This window comes from Arthrobacter sp. SE2 (genome assembly GCF_058244265.1).
On record NZ_JBZAYA010000024.1, the window covers coordinates 31,922 to 54,003 of the forward strand.

Consider the following 22,082-nt stretch of genomic DNA (forward strand, 5'->3'; position numbering starts at 1 on the left):
CTTACGCGAGAAGGGAAGGCTTCAGCGTCTGCAACCGTCCGAGGAGACCGTTGATGAACGCGGGAGATTCGTCGGTGGACATGACCTTGGCCAGTGCCACCGCTTCGCTGACGGCCACGCCGTCCGGGACGTCGTCGTTGTAGAGGAGTTCCCAGGTGCCGATCCGGAGGATGATACGGTCGACCGCCGGCATCCGCTCCAGGGTCCAGCCCTGGGCGTAGGTCTGGAGGAACTCGTCGATGGTGGGCTGCATGGCAACCACGCCCTCCACGATGTCCATCGTGTACGGGTTGATGACGAGGTCGGTCATTTCCCGGCGGGCCTTCAAGACCTCGAACGCGGAGGCGGAACGCTGCTCCGCCTCGAACAGTATCTCGAGGGCCCTGCTACGGGCTTTACCACGGGCGCTCACTAGTCGTTGACCCGGCCCAGGTAGCTGCCGTCGCGAGTGTCTACCTTGACCTTGGTGTTGTTCTCAACGAACAGGGGCACCTGGATCTCGTAACCGGTCTCAAGGGTAGCCGGCTTGGTTCCAGCCGAGGAGCGGTCGCCCTGCAGGCCCGGCTCGGTGTAGGTGATCTCAAGGACAACGCTCGGGGGCAGCTCGATGTAGAGCGGGGTGCCTTCGTGGATGGCAATGTTGACCATCTGGTTTTCCAGCATGAAGTTGGTGGCGTCGCCTACCGTGGCACCGGAAACCGTGATCTGGTCGAAGTCCTGGGTGTCCATGAATACGAAGTCCGCGCCGTCCTGGTACAGGTACTGGTAATCGCGGCGGTCAACCGTGGCAGTTTCGATCTTGAGGCCGGCGTTGAAGGTCTTGTCGACCACCTTGCCCGACATGACGTTGCGCATCTTCGTGCGCACGAACGCGCCGCCCTTGCCCGGCTTGACGTGCTGGAACTCAATGATGTTCCAGAGCTGGCCCTCGAGCTTCAGCACGGTTCCGTTCTTGATGTCATTTGTGGTTGCCACTAGTATCCTCTGGTTTCTCTCACTGGTTCTAGCTACGCCTTCTGGCTCCAGCCGACTATGCCAAGCAGGCATGCCGTGACGGCAGCCAGCGCGTATTTATCAAAAATCCAAAGTCCATTCTACCGGCAAAATGCGGCGCGCCTGCCCGCGCGTTCCTCAGGAGGCGAACTCGAGGACGTTCCGGGCGCGTTGCAGGGCCACAGCAGAGGAATAGATCAGCGAAGCGTCGGCTGCCAAGGCGACGCGCAGGTCCAAGGCCTTGGTGAACGACTCCGCCGCGGCGACGTGGTTGCCGGCCACAAAATAGGCCCGGCCCAAATACTGGTGGACGACCGGCTCCTTGACGGTTCCGTGGACTTCGCCCAGGAGCCGGCGGAAGAGCTCCACGGCCCGGTCAAAGCGGTTGGTGGCACGGTGCAGTTCGGCTTCGAAGATCCGCAATTTGAACGACTCGGGATCGTTGTAGCGCGCCTCGGCCAACAACTCGGCGGCTTCTGCCGGGTGGCCTTCGAGCATGAGCGCCATGATGCGGTCGGCGGGATCGTTGGACTCAGCCAGCGCCGACTGCATGGCTTCCTCGTTGACGATGGCCGGCAGGAGCGTGTCGGGGTTGGTGCGCACCCCGGGGAATCCGCCCGTGGGCCAATCACTGATGCTGCTGAAGGTCTCGGTGGTCATGATGCGATCTCCTGGTAGGCAGCGAAGAGCAGCGAAGTGTCCGGCACGTCGAGGATTCCGGGCTTCGCGACGCCGTCGAGCACCACGAAACGCAAGAGGTCGCCGCGGGACTTCTTGTCGCGGCGCATGCCGTCGAGCAGGCCCTGCCAGCGGTCCCGGCGGTAGGTGACCGGCAGCCCGAGTCCCTCAAGGATGCTGCGGTGCCTGTCGGCGTCGACGTCGGAAAGCCGCCCGACGCTGCGGGCGAGCTCCGCGGCAAACATCATGCCGACCGAAACCGCTGCGCCGTGCCGCCACGAGTAGCGTTCCACGAGTTCGATCGCGTGGCCGAGCGTGTGCCCGTAGTTGAGGATTTCACGCAGACCGGATTCCTTGAGGTCCTCGGAAACCACTTTCGCTTTGACGGCAATGGCACGTTCAATGAGCTCGCGGAGCACCGCCGAACCTGGATCGGTGACTTCCTCCGGCTTGTTTTCGACGAGTTCCAGGATGGCGGGATCGGCAATGAAGCCGCATTTGATGACCTCTGCCATTCCGGAGATCAGCTCATTCTTGGGCAGCGTCTGGAGGGTGTCCAGGTCCGCGAGGACAGCCGCGGGCGGGTGGAAGGAACCCACCAGGTTCTTGCCTTCTGCGGTATTGATGCCGGTCTTTCCGCCCACCGACGCGTCCACCATGCCGAGGAGGCTCGTGGGCATGTGGATGACCTTGACGCCGCGAAGCCAGGTGGCGGCGACGAAGCCGGCGAGGTCGGTGACCGCGCCGCCGCCGACCGCCACGATGGCGTCGGAGCGGGTGAAGTCGTTCTGGCCAAGCACTTGCCAGCAGAAGGCGGCAACCTGGATGTGCTTGCCTTCTTCGGCGTCAGGGATCTCGGCGGTGAGGGCGGTGAATCCGGCAGCCTCGAGTTCAGCACGGACCGTATCGCCCGTGAGTCGCAGGGCACGTGGGTGGACGACGAGGACCCGCCTGACGCGTTCCCCCAGCTTCGCGGGAAGGGTCTCCAGGAGGCCGCGCCCGACGACGACGTCGTAGTTCTCGTTGGCGGACTGGCCAGTGACCTTGATGACAGTTGCTTCGTTACTCACTTTTGCACTTCCTCTTTCAAGGCCGCGTATTCACGCAGTCTTTCCTCCACGTGGAGGGCGATTTCCGCCACGGTCCCGGACCGGACGTCGACGGTGATGTCTGCAAGGCGTTCATAGACAGGACGCCGGGCGGCAAAAAGGGTCTCCCAGCGGGCCATGGCGTCGCCGGCCAGCAGCGGCCTGCCCGTGTTGCGGGCAATGCGCTCAGCGACTGTCTCCGCATCGCACTCGAGGTAGATCACGGTGCAGGCACCCAGCAGCTGCTGCGTGCCGGAATCGAGCACTGCGCCACCACCCAGCGAAACCACCGCGCCGTTGATGTCCGCGGCTTCAACGGCGCGTGCCACCGTCCTGGCCTCGATCTCCCGGAAAGCATGTTCTCCCCGACCGGCAAAAATATCCGCGATCGTGCCGTGGTGCTCAACGATGACTGCGTCCGTGTCCACGAACGGCACGCCCAATTGCTGGGCGAGCTGCTGGCCAATGACCGACTTGCCGACGGCCATCGGCCCGACCAAAGCGATCGCGGGCCCGTAACCGGCGCCCGGGGTACCGCGGCCCACTAGTGGCCGACCGAGTCCAGGGTTGCCGGGATGCTGTCCAGGTAACCCCGAAGGTTCCGCGCGGTCTCGGCGACCGAGTCACCGCCGAACTTCTCGGCAACGGCCTCGGCCAACACCAGTGCAACCATGGCTTCGGCCACGACACCCGCCGCCGGAACGGCACAGACGTCGGAGCGCTGGTGGTGCGCCTTGGCGGCCTCACCCGTGCTCACGTCAATGGTCTTCAATGCGCGCGGGACGGTGGCGATGGGCTTCATCGCGGCGCGGACGCGCAGCACTTCGCCAATGCTCATGCCACCTTCGATGCCACCTGCACGGTTGGTCTTGCGGACGATCCGGCCGGTCTCGTCCTTAACGATTTCATCGTGCGCGGCGGAGCCACGGCGGGCGGCGGTCAGGAAACCATCGCCGACTTCGACGCCCTTGATCGCCTGGATACCCATCAGGGCAGCAGCCAGGCGGGAATCGAGGCGACGGTCCCAGTGCACGTAGCTACCGAGTCCCGGCGGCAGGCCGTAGGCCAGAACTTCGACGACGCCGCCGAGGGTCTCGCCTTCCTTGTGTGCTGCGTCAACCTCGGCCACCATGGCGTCCGAGGTCTCCCGATCGAAGCAACGCAAAGGATCGGCATCGAGGGCCAGAACGTCGGACGGCAGGGGCAGCGGACGGCCCTCGGGCACGGTCACGCTCGCGATGGAAACCGTGTGGCTCACGAGCTCGATGCCAAGCTGTTTCAGGAATTGCGAAGCCACCGTACCCAAGGCGACACGCGTGGCGGTTTCCCGGGCGCTGGCGCGTTCCAGTACAGGGCGGGCCTCAGGGAATCCGTATTTCTGCATGCCAGTGAAATCTGCATGGCCGGGCCGCGGACGGGTCAAGGGCGCGTTGCGGGCCTGGTCTGCGAGAAGCGAGGGGTCCACGGGGTCGGCAGACATGATCTGCTCCCATTTGGGCCACTCGGTGTTGCCGATCTGGATCGCGACGGGGCCGCCCTGCGTCACGCCGTGCCTGACGCCGCCAAGGATGCTCACTTCGTCCTGCTCGAACTTCATCCGGGCGCCGCGGCCATAGCCGAGACGGCGACGCGCCAAGGCGTCGCGTATTTCCTCGCTGGTGAGTTCAACACCGGCAGGGACGCCTTCAATAATTCCGAGCAGTGCCGGGCCATGGGATTCACCGGCAGTCAACCAACGCAACATATATCCAATCCTGCCATGTAAGGCCCTTACTAGACCCGTCGGGGAAGCCCGACTGAGTCGCACATCACATCTATGACATCGGCGGTGACGTCGGCTCCGGAAAACAAACGGATTTGCTCCACGGCTTGATAGAGCAACATCTCGAGCCCCGGAACCACTACTCCGCCCCGCGAATGCCATGCTTCGGCAATGCGGCTGGGCCAAGGATCGTAGGCGACGTCGAGCAGGACACCCCAGACATCGTCGGGAAGCTTGACGCCGTCGGAAGCCTTGTCACCGCCGGGAAGCTGCTCGAGCTGCGCCGCGATGCCGTCCGCCGCCCGCGGCGGAAGCGTCGAGATCACTAGATCGGCTCCCGCCATGCCTCCAGCGGCTTCGGCCAGCGGCCGGAGGTGGATGGAAAGCCCGACGGCGGCTGCCGCGGCTTTCGCCTCGGCGGCGCGTCCGACGTCGCGCACAAAGACGTCAACGTGTTTCGAGCCGAGCTCCCGCAGTGCCGCGATAGCCGCCGCGGATGTTCCGCCGCCGCCAAGAACCGCGGAATTCGGCTGTTCCGTCACCCCTGCGTTCCTCACGGCTTCAACGATGCCGGCCACATCAGTGTTGTGGCCGACCCGCCGCACGCCGTGCCCGGTGTCTTCAAATGCAACCGTGTTGATGACACCCAAGTACGCGCCGGCCCCGCGGACTTCGTCGACTTCGTCCACCATGGCGGTCTTGAGGGGCATGGTGACGGACAAACCGCACCAATCATCGCCAGCCTCAAGGTCCGCCATGAAGGCCGGGAGCCGCTCAACGGTTACATCGATTGCCGAGTATTCAATGTCGAGTCCGAGCTTCGCGTAAGCCGCGCGGTGGAGCGCTGGTGACTTCGAGTGGCTGATGGGGTGCCCCAGGACGGCAGCACGTCTACTCACACGCACCGTCCGGCGTTGGCTGCACACCACGCGTTGTATTGGTCAACGTACTTGAGGTGTTCCGCCAGCGTGCTGGAGAACTTGGTTTCCTTGGTGTCGAGGTTGATGGTCACCCAGTAAAGGTAGTTGTTGGCCGTCGGCTTCGCGGCGGCATCGATCGCCGTCTTGCCGGGTGAACCGATGGGGCCGACCGGAAGGCCTACGTTGGCGTAGGTGTTGTAGGGGTTGCCCTTGTCAGCCTTCTGGGCATCGGTCAGGTGGAAGGTCTTGGTACCCAGGCCGTAGGTAACCGTGGCATCGGATTGGATGAGCCCGTTCGTCTCGGTGTTGCCCGGCTTGAGCCTGTTGTAGATGGCGCCGGCCACGTTGCCGTAGTCGGCCTGGCCACCTTCAGCCTGCACGATGCTTGCCACCGTGATGGCCTGGTACTGCTTGGTGGGATCCGTGACCCCCTGGGCCTTGAGCTCGTCGGTGGTGGCCGTGACGAGCTTCTGGAGGATGTCCTTGGCGGAGGTTCCAAGGGGGAAACGGTACTCCCCCGGTGCCAGGAAGCCTTCGAGGTTCTTTGCCGGGGCAGGGACGCCGAACTGGGCCGGTGAGTCGCTGAGCGCCTTCAATTCGGACAGAGGTATGCCCGAACCCTTGGAGATCGCGTCAAGGGATTCACCGATGCGCAATCCTGCACTCAAAGCGAAATACATGACCTTGGACGAATCCTTGCCGAGGAGCACATTCACCGCATCGGAGTTCTTCATTTCCGTCTTGAAGGTGAAATCACCGGGTGAGAGTTCACCACCGGCCGCAGTGAAGGCCGCCACGAAGGAATCGGCGTCGGCAATGACGTGCTGGCTCTGAAGGTTGGTGGCAACCAGCTTGGGGCCGGAGCCGGGGGCCACAGTGACAGTGACCGAGCCGGTACCAGGGCCGGGGTAGTCGCTGACCTTGTCCATCCCGAGCAACGGCTTCAGGAACTGTGCCCCAATTGCAACCGCGGCGACGAACACCGTGAGGGTGATGAGGAGCGCCACAAAACGGCGGCGCCTGCGGACCTTCTTCGAGGGCACCTTTGGCGCGGGAGTCGCAGCTGCCATGAGGTCATGGGCGGCGTGCTCGTCATGGACTTCGTAGTCGAACTGGGGATCGTGGTGCGCATAACCTTCGTCATGGGCCTGCAGCTCGTGGAACTCGTCAGCGTGTGCGACGTCGAAGCCGTGAACAGCGTCATCGTGCAAAGCATCGTGGTCGACGGCGGGAGGCACGAGGTCGTGGGGGTGCGCCACGTCGTAGTGCTCGACGTCTGGTTGCACTGAGTCAGGGTGCTGCACCGTGTCCGGGTGTTGCCCTGTGTCATCGCGGTGCAGAAGGTAGTCATGCGAAGCGTCGTGCTGCTGCACAGCCTCTTCGGGCTGGTCCGTTTCGCCGTCGATACGGTCGTCGTGGAGGTCAGCGGCGTGCGTGGTCGCTTCCGCGGCCTCCTGTGCGTAATCCGGGACATATGCCGGCTGCGGCTTAGGGACTGGGACAGGTTCAAAGTGGACAGGCACAGGTGGTGGCAATACCTCCTGGTTCTGCGTCTCCAGGAAGCGTTCCCTGGCACGGACTTCACGACGAGTCAGGGGCCGGGTACGGCCTTCTGATGCGTCGTTGGAGGGGTCGTTGTTGACCGGGCTCACAATTGTCTTCCCCTCGTTGGAGAGTGTGGATCAATGCCGGAGGCCGGCAGCGGCGCACTGGCACCGTCAATGTGTTGGGGTGGCATCGGCGCCTGCACGCGCCTGCCCACATCCGCACCTCTGGCTTTTTGCATGTCGATCGCGTGCTGCAGAATTCCGGCAGCGGCAACCTGATCCACCACTTTACGATGATCTTTGCTGCTCATGCCAGCTTCATGGAGATTGCGGTGGGCCGTCACGGTGCTGAGCCGTTCGTCCACCATGTTGACTGGAACGTTGAGTCCGCGGCGTTGCAAGTGGGCTGCGAGCAACTCCGCGTAGTCGGTGGCCATGACGGCAGAAGCGTGTTCCTCGCCCCTCATCGTACGGGGCAGCCCGACGAAAATCTGGACGACGCCGAGCTCCGCGACCTGCCGGACAATGACCCCGATATCGGAATTCTTCTTGGCATCCCGGCTCACCGTCTTGAACGGCGTAGCCAGAATCCCGTCCGGATCGCAGATGGCAACTCCCACACGGACGGTGCCGACGTCCACCCCCAGTTTGATGCCCCGGGGGTAGTCGTCGTTGCTCGCAATGGCCTCCAAAATCAGCGCTTGGCGATCGCGTCCACAACGGCCGCAAGGGCCGGTGCGATCTTCGCGGCGTCGGTTCCGCCGCCTTGGGCGACATCGTCCTTGCCGCCGCCGCCACCGCCGAGTATTCCCGCAGCCACGCGGACGAGGGCGCCTGCCTTGACGCCCGCTTCTCGCGCGGCCTCGTTGGTGGCCACGATGATGACGGGACGGTCGTTGTTGACACCGGCCACGGCAACAGTGGAAGCGTCGGAGCCGAGCCGGTTCCTCAGGTCCATTGCGAGGCTGCGGAGGTCGTCCGCTCCCCCAACCTGGCCGGCGTCGTGCGCCACTACCCGGACGCCTGCGGCATCCCGGGCCGTGGCAACGAGGCTAGCGGCGGCTGCCGTCAGCTGCTCCTTGCGGAGGCGGTCGAGTTCCTTTTCCGTAGCCTTGAGCTTGGCCAAGGTGCTGGAGATCCGGTCTGCCAACTGGCCCGACGGGACTTTGAGCATTTCCGTGAGCTCGGTGACCAAGGCGCGCTCGGCGGCGAGGTGTCGGAAGGCGTCGAGGCCGACGAAGGCTTCCACGCGGCGGTTTCCCGAACCGACGGACTGTTCGCCGAGGAGCGACAGGCTCCCGATGAGGGAAGTGTTGGCCACATGCGTGCCACCACAGAGTTCGCGGGACCACGCGCCGTCGATCTCCACAACGCGGACTTCGCTGCCGTAGTTCTCGCCGAAGAGGGCCATGGCGCCGAGGGCCTTCGCCTCAGCGAGGCCCATGACCTTGGTGTCCACCCGGAAGTTGTTGCGGATGGCGATGTTCGAAACCTCTTCGATCTCGGACTTCGTGGCGGCACTCAGACCTTCTCCCCAGGCGAAGTCGAAGCGCAGGTAGCCGGCCTTATTGAAGGAACCACGCTGGGTGGCTTCCGGGCCGAGGATCTGGTGCAGCGCAGCGTGCACGATGTGCGTGCCCGTGTGGGCCTGCTCTGCAGCGTGGCGGCGTTCGCGGTCGACGGCGGCGCGCACCAAAGCGTCCGAGGCGATCTCGCCTTCGCGGACGATCGCCTTGTGGACGCTCAGGCCCTTCACGGGGCGCTGGACGTCGAGGACCTCGACGACGAAGCCGTCACCGGTGATGAGGCCCTTGTCGGCCGACTGGCCGCCGGCCTCGGCGTAAAACGGCGTCTCGTTGAGCACGAGCTCGATTTCGTCGCCCGTGGATGCGTGGGCGACGCGCCGGCCGGAGCTGACGATGCCGCGGACACGGGCTTCGCCCTCCAGCTCGGTGTAGCCCGTGAAGACAGTCTCGCCCTCGGCCAGGAGTTCCTGGAAGGCTGAGACATCGGCGTGTCCGCCCTTTTTGGACTTGGCATCCGCCTGGGCACGCTGACGCTGTTCGAGCATGAGGCTGCGGAACTCGGCTTCGTCAACCTTCAAGCCGGCTTCCTCGGCCATTTCAAGGGTGAGATCGATCGGGAACCCGTAGGTGTCGTGCAGGGCGAAGGCATCTTCGCCGGACAGCGGCTTGCCGGCAGCCTTGGAGAGCACCACGGCTTCTTCCAGGCGCGCCGTGCCGGAAGCGATGGTGCGCAGGAAGGCTCGTTCTTCGGCATAAGCGATGCGGCTAATGCGGTCGAAGTCGGTTTCAACGACGGGGTAGACGCCCTTCATGGCGTCGCGGGAAGCCGGAAGCAATTGCGGGAGGCAAGCTTCTTCGACTCCGAGGAGGCGCATGGCGCGGACGGCACGGCGGATGAGCCGACGCAGGACGTAACCGCGGCCTTCGTTGGACGGGGACACGCCGTCGGAGATCAGCATGAGGGCAGAGCGGATGTGGTCGGCAACGACGCGCATCCGGACGTCGTCCGTGTGGTGCGGGTCTTGTGGGGACTCGGCAGAGGTGTACTCCTTGCCGGACAGGGCTGCGGCCTTGTCGATGACGGGACGGACCTGGTCCGTTTCGTACATGTTTTCGACACCCTGCAGGATCATCGCGAGGCGCTCCATGCCGAGGCCGGTGTCGATGTTCTTCTTGGGCAGCTCGCCGGCGATGTCGAAGTCCACCTTCGAGCGGACGTTCTCGATCTGGTACTGCATGAACACGAGGTTCCAGATTTCGACGTAGCGGTTTTCGTCCGCGATGGGACCGCCTTCGGCGCCATAGGCCGGTCCGCGGTCGTAGTAGATTTCCGAGCACGGGCCGGCAGGACCCGGCTGCCCGGTGGACCAGTAGTTGTCCGCCTTCCCCATCCTCTGGATCCGCGAAGCCGGGATGCCGGTGTTCTTGAGCCACAGGTCCTGGGCTTCGTCGTCTTCTTCGTAGACGGTCACCCAAAGGCGCTCAACGTCCAGTCCGTAGCCGCCGTCGTCGACGCTCTTGGTCAGCAGCTCGAAAGCGAACTTGATGGCGTCTTCCTTGAAGTAGTCCCCGAAAGAGAAGTTTCCGCACATCTGGAAGAACGTCCCGTGGCGGGCGGTCTTGCCCACTTCCTCGATGTCGCCGGTGCGGATGCACTTCTGGACGCTCGTGGCGCGGTCGAAGGGCGGTTCCTCGCGGGCGGTGAGGTAAGGAATGAACGGAACCATGCCGGCCACAGTGAAGAGCAGGGAAGGGTCGCTGGATACGAGCGATGCTGAGGGGACGGCGGTATGGCCCTTGCTGACAAAAAAGTCCACCCAGCGTTTGGTGATCTCCTGCGACTTCATTAGCTGATTACTTACCCTTCTCAATTCACTGCACATGAGTTTGTGCGCGGTTCTGGCATATGCCATTGCCGCAGCTTCTAATTCTGCCTTGTTGACGGCCGCTTGGGCGAACCGCGGCAAGTTGTACCGCGGCTGCTACTGGCTGCCGGCGTCGGACTCTGAGATGCCGAGCGCGGCCCTGAGGTCGACTTCGCGTTCATTCATTCCGGCGCGCACGGCGTCGGCGAAGTCGTACACGCCGTCGGCCAGTCGTGCCACGGCGCGGTTCAGGCCTTCGGGGCCAATAGCGGCCTGCGCTTGGGTGATCTTGCGGAAGGCGATGACTCCGATTGCCACGCCGATCCCCATCCAGACAATTCTTTTCACAGTTTTCCTGACATACGAAGGTCGTGACTTACGAACGGATTCAGCGGCTGCGGCGGCCACTGCCCGGCTTGCGGCGGGCGGCAAAAGCCGAGCGCACTCCATAGCTGAACGCTGCCACCTTGATGAGCGGCGAACCGACTGTCGCGGCCACCAGTGAGGACAAAGCAGAGATGTTTGCGGAGGCGTCGGAAACGTTGGAGGTGATGCCATCCACCTTTTTAAGCTGCTGGTTTGTGGTGGAAACCGTCGCCGTGACTTCGTCCATCAGGGGCGTTGCTCCGTCGCTCAAGGAGCGGATGGAGGTGCGGACTTCATCGAAGACTCGCCCGAGTTTGAGGATCGGCACAGCCAACAGCACCACAAGGAGCGCGAAAACTCCGGCTGCGATCAGGCCTGCAATATCGCCACCAGTCATGGACACTCATCTCCTAGCATTTGTTGCGTTGCCATTGGTGTGCGGTGTGGCTCTACACAGGCACCCTCGGCGTGGCTTCCCCAAGTACCTTACATACAAAGAAGCCCGCGGCGCGTGCCACGGGCTTCTTTGTATGTGCTTGCTGGAAATTAGCGAGCGTAGAATTCGACCACGAGCTGCTCTTCGCAGGTCACGGGGACCTCGGAGCGCTTCGGGCGACGAACCAGGCGTGCCTGCAGGGCGTCGATCTTGACGTCCAGGTAAGCCGGAACGACGTTCAGAACGTGTGCACCGGCAGCTGCAACCTGGAACGGAGCCATGACTTCGCTACGGCTGTGAACGTGGATGAGCTGGCCTTCCGCAACGCGGAACGACGGGCGGTCCACGCGGATGCCGTCAACGAGGATGTGGCGGTGCACAACCAGCTGGCGGGCCTGGGCGATGGTGCGGGCGAAGCCGGCACGCAGCACGAGGGCGTCGAGACGCATTTCGAGCAGTTCGATCAGGTTTTCACCGGTCAGGCCCTTGGTGCGACGTGCTTCTTCGAAGGCACGGGTCATCTGGGCTTCGCGGATGCCGTACTGGGCGCGCAGACGCTGCTTTTCGCGCAGACGTACAGCGTAGTCAGAGTCCTGCTTCTTGCGGGCACGGCCATGCTCACCGGGGCCGTACGGACGGCGCTCCATGTACTTGGCGGCCTTAGGAGTCAGAGCGATGCCGAGTGCACGCGAAAGGCGTGCGGTACGGCGAGCACGAGTGTTGTTAGCCACTTGTGTCCTTCCAATATCTGCGGAGTGTCAGTGTTACTGGCCTCCATGAGGGAGAGCATCGGCCAACCGCTGCCTTTTGCTACGGGGCGCAGGGCACAGCATCAAAACCTGGATTTTGATGGATTGTGCGCCAGGCCTTGCCAGACAAACATCTAGCCTACCATGACGCCTACCCGCCCCGGATGATCCTGCGCAGCCGCTCGAGCCTGGGAGCAATATCCCGTTCGGCTCCGTTTGCCGTCGGCTGGTAGTAGTCCCTGCCGACCAGGTCATCCGGAGCGTACTGCTGGGTGGCCACGCCGTGCGGGGCATCGTGGGCGTACTTGTAGCCTTGGCCGTGGCCAAGGCCCTTCGCTCCTTGGTAGTGCGCATCCCGCAAGTGCGCCGGAATCCCGTTCCCCATCCCCGCACGCACATCGGCGATTGCCTTGTTGATGCCCATATAGGCGGCGTTGGACTTGGGCGCCGTCGCCAAATGCACCACGGCTTCGGCGAGGATGATGCGGCCCTCGGGCATGCCGATCAACTGCACTGCCTGGGCCGCGGCGACGGCGGTCTGCAGCGCGGTCGGATCCGCCATGCCGATGTCCTCGGCAGCCGAAATGACGATCCGGCGGGCCACGAAGCGCGGGTCTTCTCCGGCTTCGAGCATGCGCGCCAGGTAGTGGAGGGCCGCGTCGACGTCTGAGCCGCGGATCGACTTGATGAACGCACTGGCGACGTCATAGTGCTGGTCTCCAGCGCGGTCGTATCGGACCGCGGCGACATCCAGGGCCCGCTCCGTATGCCGGAGTTCGACGACGACCGGGGCGTCCGGGGCGCCGTCACCCGCGAGCCCCGGCTCTTCGGAAGGGTCGCCGCCGTCGTTGTTCCGGTCTCCGTAGGCCACGCCGGCCGCGGCCTCGAGCGCGGTGAGCGCGCGGCGGGCATCTCCCCCGGACAAGCGGACCAAATGATCGAGGGCTTCGGGAGTGAGCTCCACTCCCCCGGCAAGGCCGCGCGCATCGGCAACGGCCCGTTGCAGGAGCGCCTCGATGTCGCTGTCGGTGAGCGGCTTCAGGGTGAGCAACAGGGATCGGGAGAGCAGCGGCGAGACCACGGAGAACGAAGGGTTTTCGGTGGTCGCGGCGACCAGGACCACCCAGCCCTTCTCGACCCCGGGCAGCAGGGCGTCCTGTTGCGCTTTGTTGAAGCGGTGGATCTCGTCCAGGAACAGCACGGTTGTGGTCCGGTAGAGATCCCGGGCGGTCAAGGCGTTTTCCATCACAAGCCGGACATCCTTGACGCCCGCCGTAATAGCGGACAATTCAACGAACTTCCGGCCCGGTCCGCGGGCGATGACGTGTGCCAGCGTCGTCTTGCCCGTGCCCGGGGGTCCCCACAAGATGACCGAACTCGGGCCGGCAGGACCGGAGGCGTCGGCCCCTGCGGCAAGCTGCCGCAAAGGAGATCCTTGGCCCAGCAAATGCTGCTGGCCCACGACGTCGTCGAGCGTCCGGGGCCTCATGCGGACAGCCAAAGGGCTCCGTGGCGACGCGGCACGTCCTGTGCCCGCACGTCCCGTTCCGGAACGGTCCGAATCCGCCGCCTGGCTGCCGGCGTCGTCGTCGTTGTCCTCGTCGGCACCAAAGAGATCTTCCACATGGATAGGCTACTCATGATTCCAGTTAAGGAGACATCGACGTGGAGACCCGGCCATCCGGCCCCAACGAAAAGCGGCCGCCTGGGGCGGGGCGCACCGCTTTCATCCCCGGTCCGCGGTTGACCGGCTGGGTGGAGCGCTTCGCCGCGAGCCATGGCTCCGTTCAGGAGGAGCCCGACGACGGCGGCACCCTCCTGAAGGGGGCTGACGGCGCCACGGCACTATTGAGAGCCCCATGGCCCGTCGATGGAAGGCCCGGCAGGGGCGCTACCACGGTTGAGCGCTTGGCGTCGCTTGCTTCGCAGGAACGGCGGATCGGAATCATCCTGGTGCGCCGGGGCGGCTACGCGGTAGGCGTCGTCAGCGGCGGCAAGGTGTCCGCGTCCAAATCGGGTTCCCGTTACGTGCAGTCTCGCTCGGCGGCAGGTGGATCCTCGCAGCAGCGCTTCGCCCGGCGTCGCGAGAATCAGGCCAACGCGCTGACGGAAGCCGTGGCTGGTTATGCCGCAGCTGTGTTCGCCGGACACAGCATTGAATATCTCGTCCTGGGCGGAGACGCCGCGCTGTCCGCGGCGGTCCTGGAAGAAAAGGCCTTGAAGGAATACGCGTCGCGGACAAGGCTCGCGTTCCTGGCAGTTACCGACCCCAACGCAACCGTGCTTCGCAGGGCTGCGGCGGATGCCTGTGCCGTGCGGATCGAGGTCACGGATCCGCTGTAGAGGCGTGTAGCGCCAACACTGCCAATGCCAGATCGGTGGGGTTCTGGAGGTCCAGCCCGGTGTACCGTTCGAACGCCGCCAGTCGGTTCACCACCGTGTTCCGATGGCAAAAGAGCTTGCGGGCCGTCTCCACCAGGCTGCCTGTCCCGAGGAACGTAGTGGCCGCTTCGAGGATGCGTGCCCGTTCCTGCGGTGCACAGTCCTGCAGCTTGGGAAACACGAGCTGTCCCGGATCGCAACCGAGCTGGGACAATCTGTGCCGGGTGATGGACAACCACCTGTCCCTGAGAGTGAAGACGCCGGCGCTTCCCATGGGCAAATCGCGCATGATTTCCCGGGCCGCGGCAGCCGAGGTTCTCACACTGCCGAGCCCTTCAGCCAGTGGCGCCACGGCAACTGCCATCCCATCGAAGAGGACTGACTCGTCGTACGTGAGCGCGTTGCTATGCTCCGCGTGGCCCTGCCCGCCCCGCTTGTGGATGACCAGGGTGTGGTGCTCTTGGTCGAAAGTAAAGAAGGCTTCTATCCTTTTGGCCCGGTGACGCAGGCGGCGTTGCACAGTCAGGCTGTCTTCCCTGCTGACCGCTGCCACAAGGAACCGTGCGCCGACGTCGACGCGCAGGGCTCCAGCGATCCGGGCAAGATCCGATTCCGACGGTTCCGCTGGGGCGAATAGCTGCGAGAGGTACTGGTGCTGCAGATCGGCGTTGGCCCGCTCGATATCCTCCAGTTCGGCCACGTACCGTGCCTGGACCCGTGAGGCAAAGGTGTCCACGGTGCGCCAGACGAGTTCGGTCCTGCTGACCAGCAGCGCCGGATCCACGGCCAGCGCGGACGCGGACAACGCATCCCACACCACGGAAAAGTCCAATCTGATCGCGCGCACCAAGCTGTCCAAGGGGAGTCCTTGCCTTGCGCGACGCTTGCCCAGTTCCGCGGCGATGGACTCGAGGGCGTCCATAGTGGTTCCCCCGTCCTGCAGCACGCCGAGAATGGCCACCAAGGAATCGTGGCTGCTCCTGCGGAGGTCCTCAATGGTCAGCCCGGACTCGCTGTACACCGGATCCTGGAGGATTCTCGCGATGAATGTATCCACCATGCCAGGGAGCAGTTCCGACAATGCCGCAACCACTCCCCGCCACTTCTCATCGTCCGTCATGGCACCTCCACTGTCCTCTTTCATCATGCCTCCCGCAGAGGAAAAGCCGCTTGTACCTTCGTACATTTATTGGCCCCGATTCGAGGTGATGTTGTCATTGGCCGCGCCACGGTTGCTTGGGACGATCGATGTCAGCCGTTTTCATGGCGGCAGTCACATTTCTTAGGCCAGGAGTTTTCGATGACCACCAACATCCCTGTCGAGGAGCGGCCAACGGCTGTCCGCTCCGACGAACAGTCCGGATACAAGAAGGGCCTGTCCAACAGGCAGGTGCAGATGATCGGCATGGGCGGTGCGATCGGCACCGGGCTGTTCCTTGGCGCCGGGGGCCGGCTTGCCTCGGCCGGTCCCGTCCTTCCCGTCGTCTATGCAATCTGCGGCGTCTTCGCCTTCTTCGTCCTGCGGGCCCTCGGCGAGCTCGTCCTGCACCGCCCGTCGTCGGGCTCCTTCGTTTCGTACGCGAGGGAGTTCTTTGGCGAAAAGGCTGCTTATGTGTCGGGCTGGGTTTACGCCATCTCCTGGGCGCTCACCGCGATCGTGGACATCACGGCAATCGCGGTCTACTTCCACTACTGGACAGCCTTCAGTTCCGTCCCTCAGTGGGTCCTGGCCCTGGCCGCACTGGCGGTCGTGACCGGCGTCAACCTCATTTCGGTCAAGCTCTTCGGTGAACTCGAGTTCTGGTTCGCCATCATCAAAGTGGGCGCCTTGGTGGCGTTCCTGATCGTGGGCGGCATCTTCTTCGGCGGCAACTTCCCCGTCGCAGGCCACAGCCCCGGGTTCTCCCTGATCGCCGAAAACGGCGGCCTTTTGCCGCACGGGCTCCTGCCGGTAGTCATCATCGCCCAGGGCATCGTGTTCGCCTATGCCGGGATCGACCTGATCGGTGTTGCTGCCGGTGAAACAAAGAACCCGGCGAAGGTCATGCCCAAGGCCGTCAACGCGGTGATTTTCCGGATCGCCATCTTCTACGTCGGGTCTTCGGCGCTGCTGGCCCTGCTGCTTCCCTTCAACGCGTACAAGGCCGGCGAATCACCGTTCGTGACCTTCTTTGCCGCCATCGGGGTCCCTGGTGCGGGCGATGTCATGAACTTCGTGGTCCTGACCGCAGCGTTGTCCAGCCTGAACGCGGGCCTGTACTCGACCGGACGCATCTACCGATCCATGGCCCAGACCGGCACGGCGCCCAAGTTCATGGAACGGATGAGCCGCGGCGGGGTTCCCTACGGCGGGATCCTCTTCACGGCGGCCATCACCTTGCTGGGCGTGGGACTGAACGCTGTGGTTCCGGCCATGGCATTCGAGATCGCCCTCAATGCGACGGCCTTGGCCATCTTGTGCACCTGGGGAACCATCGTGCTGTGCCAGTTGAAGCTCTACAAGCTGTCCAAGAAGGGGCTCATGATCCGGCCCGCGTTCCGCATGCTTGGCGCTCCCTGGACGTCGTACCTCACTTTGGCCTTCCTTGCCGCCGTCATGGTCCTCATGGTCTTCGACTTTCCGGTGGGGACATGCACGGTCGCATCGCTCGCCTTCATTGTCCCGGCGCTCATCGCCGGGTGGTTCGCTGTCCGCAAACGCGTGCACGAATTGGCGATCATCAATCCCGCAAGCCATGTCCTTCCGGTCATCCCGTCAACTCCCCAGAACGAAACTGAAGGTTCCGCATCATGAGCATCCCCACGATCGGCATAAAGGCCGGCGTCACCGCCACCGAGGCCTTCCTCCGCGACTTCCGCAGCCTTTCCGCCATTGGCGAGACCCCGGGCCATGGCGTGGACCGGCAGGCAGCAACCACTGCGGACGCACAGGCCCGCACCTGGTTCACCTCCTTGGCTGCCCAGTACGGCTTCCGCACCGAAACGGACCAGGTGGGCAACCTCTACGCGCTCCTGGAGTGGACGCCCGGCGCGCCCTACGTCCTGGTTGGATCCCACCTGGACAGCCAGCCGACAGCCGGCAAGTACGACGGCGCTTACGGGGTGGCTGCCGCCCTGCACGCCGGCCGGCGCCTGGCCGAGTCCACCGTGCCCGGGGAGAAGCCCAAGTACAACCTGGCCGTCGTCGACTGGTTCAACGAAGAGGGATGCCGCTTCGCGCCTTCCATGATGGGAAGCTCCGTCTACACCGGAAAGCTGCCGGCCGAGACCGCCCTCGCCATCACCGACGTCGATGGCGTCACAGTACGCCAGGCGCTGTCCGCCATCGGCCAGCTCGGCACCGGCAGCGGCCCCCAGGCCGCAGCCTACGCCGAGATCCACATCGAACAAGGCCGTTCCCTGGAGGACTCCGGAACCACGATAGGACTGGTCCACTCCTGCTGGGCCGCAGCCAAGTACAGCGCCACCGTCCATGGCGAGCAAGCACACACCGGTTCGGCCGTCATCGCCGACCGCAAGGACGCCCTCCTTGGCGCATCCCGGCTTGTCGTCCTGCTGCGCGAGATCGCAGACCAATTCCCGGGAGCCGTGCTGCACACTTCAGTGGGGCAACTGACCGTCTACCCGAACTCCCCGGTGGTGGTTCCGTCCAAGGTGGAACTGGTCATGGACATGCGCACCGCAGACGAGGACGTGCTGGCCGCAGCCAAAACGCTGCTCCGGGCCGGCATCTCCCGCATCGAGGCCGAAACCAACATCTCGATCGACGTCGAGGAATCCCATGCCTGGGGCATCAACCCGTACCAGCCCGCCGGCGTCGAACTGGCCCGGGAATGCGCCGAAAAGCTCGAACTGAGCAACACTCCGGTGTTCACCCTGGCCGGCCACGATTCGATCAACATGAAGGACATCGTTCCCACGGTCATGCTGTTCGTCCCCAGCGTGGACGGCATCTCCCACAATGAGCGCGAGTTCACGCACGACGACGACGCCTGCGCCGGAGTGGACATGCTCACCGAAGTCGTCGCCCGCCTCTGCCGTGGAGACCTGGACGGGGAAAAATGACAGCACCGCGCCAGCCTGAACTGCGCCAGCCTGGTCTGCGTGTCGCGGTCCTGCAGGCCACCGGCCTGGTCAACTCTGCTGCGGAAAACCTCCGGCGAATCGCCGCCCGGGCGCACGAAGCCCGGCAACGCGGCGCAAACCTGCTGGTCACCCCGGAGCTGTTCACGAGCGGGTACGCGCCAACCCTGGTCCACGGCACCGACGGTGCCGCGCAGCGGGAGAAACTCGCTGCCATCGCCGTCGAACATGGCATCGCGCTGGTGGCCTCTACCGTCGAACACGAGGACGGCAGGCGCTACATCAGCGCCTCCCTGTTCGGCACCGACGGCACGGAACTGACCCGCTACCGCAAGCAGAACCTCTTCGGCGGCGACGAGAACTCCGTGTTCACGCCCGGAAGCGAGGCGCCCGGCGTCGTCCACTTCAACGGCGTCAAGATCGCCCTGGGCATTTGCTTCGACGTCGAGTTCCCGGAGTTCGTGCGGTCCGCCGCCCTGGCGGGCGCCGAGCTGCTGTGCGTGCCGACGGCGGTCCCGCTGCGAGCCGCGGACGACTCCGGCGAGCAACCGTTCGACACGCGGCTGATCCCCGCCATGGTGGTCCCCACCCGCGCGCTCGAAAGCCAGCTCTTCATCGCCTACGCAAACCACGCCGGCCCAAACTTCGCAGGGCTGAGCACCATCGCCGACCCGTATGGGGGGCGCCTGGCGACGGCGTCCGGTGAAGACGAGCTGATCCTCGCCGACGTGGACCTCGAGGTCCTTGCCCAAGCTCGCCGGGACACAGACTACTTGGCCCGCTTCATGACCAACGAACCCACCGCAACAAACCACTAAGGACACCAGTGACCATCGCAGCCACAAGCACTCCGACTGCACCCGCGACCGCAACCGCAGCCGCTCCCATCACCATGCTCAACCCGGATTTCCCGTTCCCCTACGATGACTTCCTTGCGCACCCGGCCGGCCTCGGGGCTGTGCCGGAACATATGCACGGCACCGAAGTGGCCGTCATCGGCGCGGGCCTTTCCGGACTGGTTGCCGCCTACGAGCTCATGAAGATGGGCCTCAAACCCGTCATCTACGAATCCTCCAGGATCGGCGGGCGCCTCCGCGGCGGGACCCAGCCTGGGCAGTCCGGCCCCGTGGCGGACCTCGGGGGCATGCGCTTCCCCCGCTCGGGACGGTCCTTCTTCCACTACGCCGATAAAGTGGGGATCGAAACCCAGCCTTTCCCCAATCCCCTCACCCCTGCGGCGGGCAGCACGGTCATCGAACTCGGCGGCCAGGCGCACTACGCCGAGACCGCCGAGGATCTTCCGCAGTTCTTCGGCGACGTCGCCGCGGCCTGGGACGACTGCCTCGAGGAACGCGCCCATTTCACGGCGATGCAGGAATCCATCCGGAACCGCGACCTGGCCACCATCAAGAAGCTCTGGAACGAGTTGGTCCCGAAGTTCGACGATGTCTCCTTCTCCGGCTACCTCGCCACCTCCAAAGCATTCTCCAGGCTGCCGTTCGAATACCGCGAGGCCTTCGGCCAGGTCGGCTTCGGCACCGGCGGCTGGGACACCAACTTCCCGGATTCCTTCCTCGAAATCCTCCGCGTGGTCTACGTGGACGCCGACGCCGAGCAGCACCGGATCATCGGCGGCGCCCAGCTCCTCCCGGAGCGGCTATGGAACCACACTCCCGAAAGCCTGGCACGTTGGCCGGCAGGCACCAGCCTGGCGTCCTTGCACGGGGGCCACCCCCGTGGGGCCGTTGCCGCCGTCGCGCGCGTGAAGAACGACGGCGGCGCCCCCGGTGGCATCGCCGTCACGGACCGATGGGGACGAACTACCGAATACCCGGCAGTCATCGCCACGTGCCAAAGCTGGCTGCTCTCGGCGCGCATCGACGTCGACGAATCGCTGTTCAGCCACAAGCTCTGGACTGCGATCGAACGCAGCCACTACATGCAGTCGTCCAAGACCTTCGTGGTCGTGGACCGGCCGTTCTGGAAGGACATCGACCCCGAATCCGGACGCCAGGTCATGAGCACCACACTCACGGACAGACTTACCCGCGGAACCTACCTCCTGGAGAACGGCCCGGACGAGCCAGCGCTGATCTGCCTGTCCTACACCTGGAACGACGACGCCCTCAAGTGGCTCCCCCTGGACGCCGATGAGCGGGTCCGGCTCATGCTCCACTCCCTCAAACAGATCTACCCTACGGTGGACATTGCCTCGCACATCATCGGCGATCCCGTCACCGTTTCATGGGAGGACGATCCTAACTTCATGGGCGCCTTCAGCGACAACCTCCCCGGCCACTACCGCTACCAGGAACGGCTCTACACCCACTTCATGCAGGAAGGTCACCTGCCGGAACACCGCGGCATCTTCCTTGCAGGCGACGACGTTTCCTGGACCGGAGGGTGGGCCGACGGAGCCGTGACCACGGGACTCAACGCCGTCTGGGGGGTAATGAATCAGTTGGGCGGCTCATCCCCGGCGGAGAACCCCGGCCCCGGTGACCGCTTCGAGGAACTCAAGCCCATCCGCCTCCCCTAGGCTGCCCTGGCGGGAACCGGACGGCACCGCCCGGAGGGGCGCGGGGCTCTGCCCAAGCCTTCTCCGGGCGCCGGTCCGGTGTCTGCCCAGAGGCGCGCACCAACTCAAGCAACTCAAGCAGCGGCACTAAATTGTCGGTGCCTCCTGCGATGCTGAGGGTATGGATCGAAGGACAGCCTGGAGTGCCGGCAGCAGGGCGGCCGTGGAAGCCGTTGCCGGCTCCGTCGCCGCGCTTGCCGCCGCCACGCAGGACTTTGATTCCCCCGCCGGCTCCGGCGCGGAAAGCACCGACCCGCTGCGGAGTCTGGCCGACGGTTGCCTGGACGGCCTCGCCGAAATCGCCCGGCTGGAAGCCCGGACCGCCGCGCTGAAAGCGAGGCTCGCCGCGGACTACGTCCAGGCAGCCAGGGCCCTGGCGCCTCCGGCCGCCTCACCGCAGGAATCCACCGCCCAAGAGCTCGCCCTGATCGCCGAGGTCGCCTGCGTCCTGACCGTCAGCGAACGCACCGCCGGCGCCCTCCTCTCCGAATCCCAGGCGCTGGCCACAGGCATGCCCCTGACCCTGGCCGCGCTGCAGTCCGGGACGATCTCCTGGCAGCACGCCCGGATCATCGTCGACGAAACCGACGGCCTGGACCCCGCCGGGGCAGCGGCCCTGGAAGCGCACTTCCTGGACCCCGACGCACCCAACCCCGCCCGCGGCTGCCCGGCCGGGGACCTCGTCCCGTCCCGGTTCCGGACCAAAGCCCGCACCTGGCGCGAACGCCACCACCCCGTCAGCATCGAAGAACGCCACACCCAACGCGCCCAGGACCGGCGCGTCGAATACCTCCCGGACCGCGACGGCATGGCCTGGCTCTCCGCCCACCTCCCCGCCGACACCGCGGCCGGGATCTGGGAACGGACCACCGCCGCCGCCCGCGCCCTCCAAGGCCCCCACGAAACCCGGACCCTCGCCCAGCTCCGCGCCGACATCACCGCCACCTGGCTCCTCACCAACCACACCACCGGCACCAACACCGCAATGCCCGACGGCGGCGTACCCGACGCCGGTGCGGGAACCAGCGGTGCGGGAGCCGGTGCGGGACCGGGCATGAGTGCCGGCGGGGCGGGGCGTGTTCCGTCCCCGAGGGCGCAGGTCCTGGTCA

General features: G+C 65.0%; 21 protein-coding genes. 6 read left to right on the top strand and 15 right to left on the bottom strand.

From position 1 onward, the window contains the following. Nucleotide 1: 1 nt before the first annotated feature. The 14 genes from nusB to AC4CS3_RS21660 all read right to left on the bottom strand — a co-directional run bounded on the left by nusB (nt 2) and on the right by AC4CS3_RS21660 (nt 13,554). Nucleotides 2–412: a transcription antitermination factor NusB gene (gene nusB, locus AC4CS3_RS21595; protein ID WP_490785157.1), complete on the bottom strand. Its 411-nt coding sequence runs from the start codon at nt 410–412 to the stop codon at nt 2–4. Beyond that, nucleotides 412–975, bottom strand: a complete 564-nt coding sequence (gene efp / locus AC4CS3_RS21600; protein WP_028267136.1) for an elongation factor P — start codon at nt 973–975, stop codon at nt 412–414. Before efp ends, nusB begins: the two co-directional genes overlap by 1 nt. 156 nt (nt 976–1,131) lie before the next feature. Then, nucleotides 1,132–1,653: a tetratricopeptide repeat protein gene (locus AC4CS3_RS21605; protein WP_441414897.1), complete on the bottom strand. Its 522-nt coding sequence runs from the start codon at nt 1,651–1,653 to the stop codon at nt 1,132–1,134. Continuing rightward, entirely contained in the window at nt 1,650–2,741 is a 1,092-nt protein-coding gene (gene aroB / locus AC4CS3_RS21610) for a 3-dehydroquinate synthase (RefSeq protein ID WP_490785158.1), read from the bottom strand. The genes AC4CS3_RS21605 and aroB overlap by 4 nt, the downstream gene beginning before the upstream one ends. Beyond that, nucleotides 2,738–3,247 carry a shikimate kinase gene (locus AC4CS3_RS21615; protein WP_441414918.1) on the bottom strand — a complete coding sequence of 170 codons (510 nt, stop codon included), beginning with the start codon at nt 3,245–3,247 and terminating at the stop codon, nt 2,738–2,740. Before AC4CS3_RS21615 ends, aroB begins: the two co-directional genes overlap by 4 nt. A 56-nt stretch (nt 3,248–3,303) precedes the next feature. Continuing rightward, on the bottom strand, nt 3,304–4,503 hold the full coding sequence (aroC, locus tag AC4CS3_RS21620; protein ID WP_490785159.1) for a chorismate synthase: 1,200 nt from the start codon (nt 4,501–4,503) through the stop codon (nt 3,304–3,306). A gap of 29 nt (nt 4,504–4,532) precedes the next feature. Next, on the bottom strand, nt 4,533–5,420 hold the full coding sequence (locus tag AC4CS3_RS21625; RefSeq protein WP_490785160.1) for a shikimate dehydrogenase: 888 nt from the start codon (nt 5,418–5,420) through the stop codon (nt 4,533–4,535). After that, nucleotides 5,417–7,093 carry an endolytic transglycosylase MltG gene (mltG, locus tag AC4CS3_RS21630; RefSeq protein WP_490785161.1) on the bottom strand — a complete coding sequence of 559 codons (1,677 nt, stop codon included), beginning with the start codon at nt 7,091–7,093 and terminating at the stop codon, nt 5,417–5,419. Before mltG ends, AC4CS3_RS21625 begins: the two co-directional genes overlap by 4 nt. After that, complete coding sequence (gene ruvX, locus AC4CS3_RS21635) at nt 7,090–7,680, bottom strand: Holliday junction resolvase RuvX (RefSeq protein ID WP_490785162.1); 591 nt, start codon at nt 7,678–7,680, stop codon at nt 7,090–7,092. The genes mltG and ruvX overlap by 4 nt, the downstream gene beginning before the upstream one ends. Before the next feature lie 2 nt (nt 7,681–7,682). Then, nucleotides 7,683–10,361 carry an alanine--tRNA ligase gene (gene alaS / locus AC4CS3_RS21640; RefSeq protein WP_490785163.1) on the bottom strand — a complete coding sequence of 893 codons (2,679 nt, stop codon included), beginning with the start codon at nt 10,359–10,361 and terminating at the stop codon, nt 7,683–7,685. A 135-nt stretch (nt 10,362–10,496) separates the two neighbouring features. Continuing rightward, entirely contained in the window at nt 10,497–10,709 is a 213-nt protein-coding gene (locus AC4CS3_RS21645; RefSeq protein ID WP_441414917.1) for a hypothetical protein, read from the bottom strand. 58 nt (nt 10,710–10,767) lie between these two features. After that, complete coding sequence (locus tag AC4CS3_RS21650) at nt 10,768–11,142, bottom strand: DUF948 domain-containing protein (protein ID WP_059389201.1); 375 nt, start codon at nt 11,140–11,142, stop codon at nt 10,768–10,770. 149 nt (nt 11,143–11,291) lie between these two features. Next, entirely contained in the window at nt 11,292–11,912 is a 621-nt protein-coding gene (gene rpsD, locus AC4CS3_RS21655; RefSeq protein ID WP_028267147.1) for a 30S ribosomal protein S4, read from the bottom strand. 169 nt (nt 11,913–12,081) lie between these two features. Continuing rightward, complete coding sequence (locus tag AC4CS3_RS21660) at nt 12,082–13,554, bottom strand: replication-associated recombination protein A (protein WP_490785164.1); 1,473 nt, start codon at nt 13,552–13,554, stop codon at nt 12,082–12,084. A gap of 41 nt (nt 13,555–13,595) precedes the next feature. Here AC4CS3_RS21660 and AC4CS3_RS21665 point away from each other — a divergent pair, with 41 nt between their 5' ends. Next, complete coding sequence (locus AC4CS3_RS21665) at nt 13,596–14,273, top strand: acVLRF1 family peptidyl-tRNA hydrolase (RefSeq protein WP_490785165.1); 678 nt, start codon at nt 13,596–13,598, stop codon at nt 14,271–14,273. Here AC4CS3_RS21665 and AC4CS3_RS21670 read toward each other — a convergent pair. Next, a complete protein-coding gene (locus AC4CS3_RS21670; protein ID WP_490785166.1) occupies nt 14,257–15,432 on the bottom strand; it encodes an RsbRD N-terminal domain-containing protein in 1,176 nt (391 codons plus the stop codon). The two genes, AC4CS3_RS21665 and AC4CS3_RS21670, sit on opposite strands and share 17 nt — an antisense overlap. 180 nt (nt 15,433–15,612) lie before the next feature. Between AC4CS3_RS21670 and AC4CS3_RS21675 the strand changes: the two genes are divergently transcribed. The 5 genes from AC4CS3_RS21675 to AC4CS3_RS21695 all read left to right on the top strand — a co-directional run. Then, nucleotides 15,613–17,106, top strand: coding sequence for an amino acid permease (locus tag AC4CS3_RS21675; RefSeq protein ID WP_490785167.1), 1,494 nt, complete (start codon nt 15,613–15,615; stop codon nt 17,104–17,106). Continuing rightward, nucleotides 17,103–18,377 (top strand): M20 family metallo-hydrolase, encoded by a 1,275-nt coding sequence (locus tag AC4CS3_RS21680; RefSeq protein ID WP_490785168.1) that lies wholly within the window; start codon nt 17,103–17,105, stop codon nt 18,375–18,377. The genes AC4CS3_RS21675 and AC4CS3_RS21680 overlap by 4 nt, the downstream gene beginning before the upstream one ends. Continuing rightward, on the top strand, nt 18,374–19,213 hold the full coding sequence (locus AC4CS3_RS21685) for a nitrilase-related carbon-nitrogen hydrolase (RefSeq protein ID WP_490785169.1): 840 nt from the start codon (nt 18,374–18,376) through the stop codon (nt 19,211–19,213). The genes AC4CS3_RS21680 and AC4CS3_RS21685 overlap by 4 nt, the downstream gene beginning before the upstream one ends. A gap of 8 nt (nt 19,214–19,221) precedes the next feature. Further along, the gene (locus tag AC4CS3_RS21690) at nt 19,222–20,934 is read left to right on the top strand and encodes a flavin monoamine oxidase family protein (RefSeq protein WP_490785170.1); all 1,713 of its coding nucleotides are present in this window, start codon (nt 19,222–19,224) and stop codon (nt 20,932–20,934) included. 160 nt (nt 20,935–21,094) lie between these two features. Continuing rightward, a partial coding sequence (locus AC4CS3_RS21695) for a DUF222 domain-containing protein (RefSeq protein ID WP_490785171.1) occupies nt 21,095–22,082 on the top strand: 988 nt, incomplete at its 3' end.

Excerpts from the sequence above, each read along its gene's own strand:
- AC4CS3_RS21605 (WP_441414897.1), bottom strand. The coding sequence starts at position 1,653 with ATGACCACCGAGACCTTCAGCAGCATCAGTGATTGGCCCACGGGCGGA.
- AC4CS3_RS21615 (WP_441414918.1), bottom strand. The coding sequence starts at position 3,247 with ATGGCCGTCGGCAAGTCGGTCATTGGCCAGCAGCTCGCCCAGCAATTG.
- aroC (WP_490785159.1), bottom strand. The coding sequence starts at position 4,503 with ATGTTGCGTTGGTTGACTGCCGGTGAATCCCATGGCCCGGCACTGCTC.
- alaS (WP_490785163.1), bottom strand. The coding sequence starts at position 10,361 with ATGAAGTCGCAGGAGATCACCAAACGCTGGGTGGACTTTTTTGTCAGC.
- AC4CS3_RS21645 (WP_441414917.1), bottom strand. The coding sequence starts at position 10,709 with ATGGGGATCGGCGTGGCAATCGGAGTCATCGCCTTCCGCAAGATCACC.
- AC4CS3_RS21650 (WP_059389201.1), bottom strand. The coding sequence starts at position 11,142 with ATGACTGGTGGCGATATTGCAGGCCTGATCGCAGCCGGAGTTTTCGCG.
- AC4CS3_RS21670 (WP_490785166.1), bottom strand. The coding sequence starts at position 15,432 with ATGACGGACGATGAGAAGTGGCGGGGAGTGGTTGCGGCATTGTCGGAA.
- AC4CS3_RS21675 (WP_490785167.1), top strand. The coding sequence starts at position 15,613 with ATGACCACCAACATCCCTGTCGAGGAGCGGCCAACGGCTGTCCGCTCC.
- AC4CS3_RS21680 (WP_490785168.1), top strand. The coding sequence starts at position 17,103 with ATGAGCATCCCCACGATCGGCATAAAGGCCGGCGTCACCGCCACCGAG.
- AC4CS3_RS21685 (WP_490785169.1), top strand. The coding sequence starts at position 18,374 with ATGACAGCACCGCGCCAGCCTGAACTGCGCCAGCCTGGTCTGCGTGTC.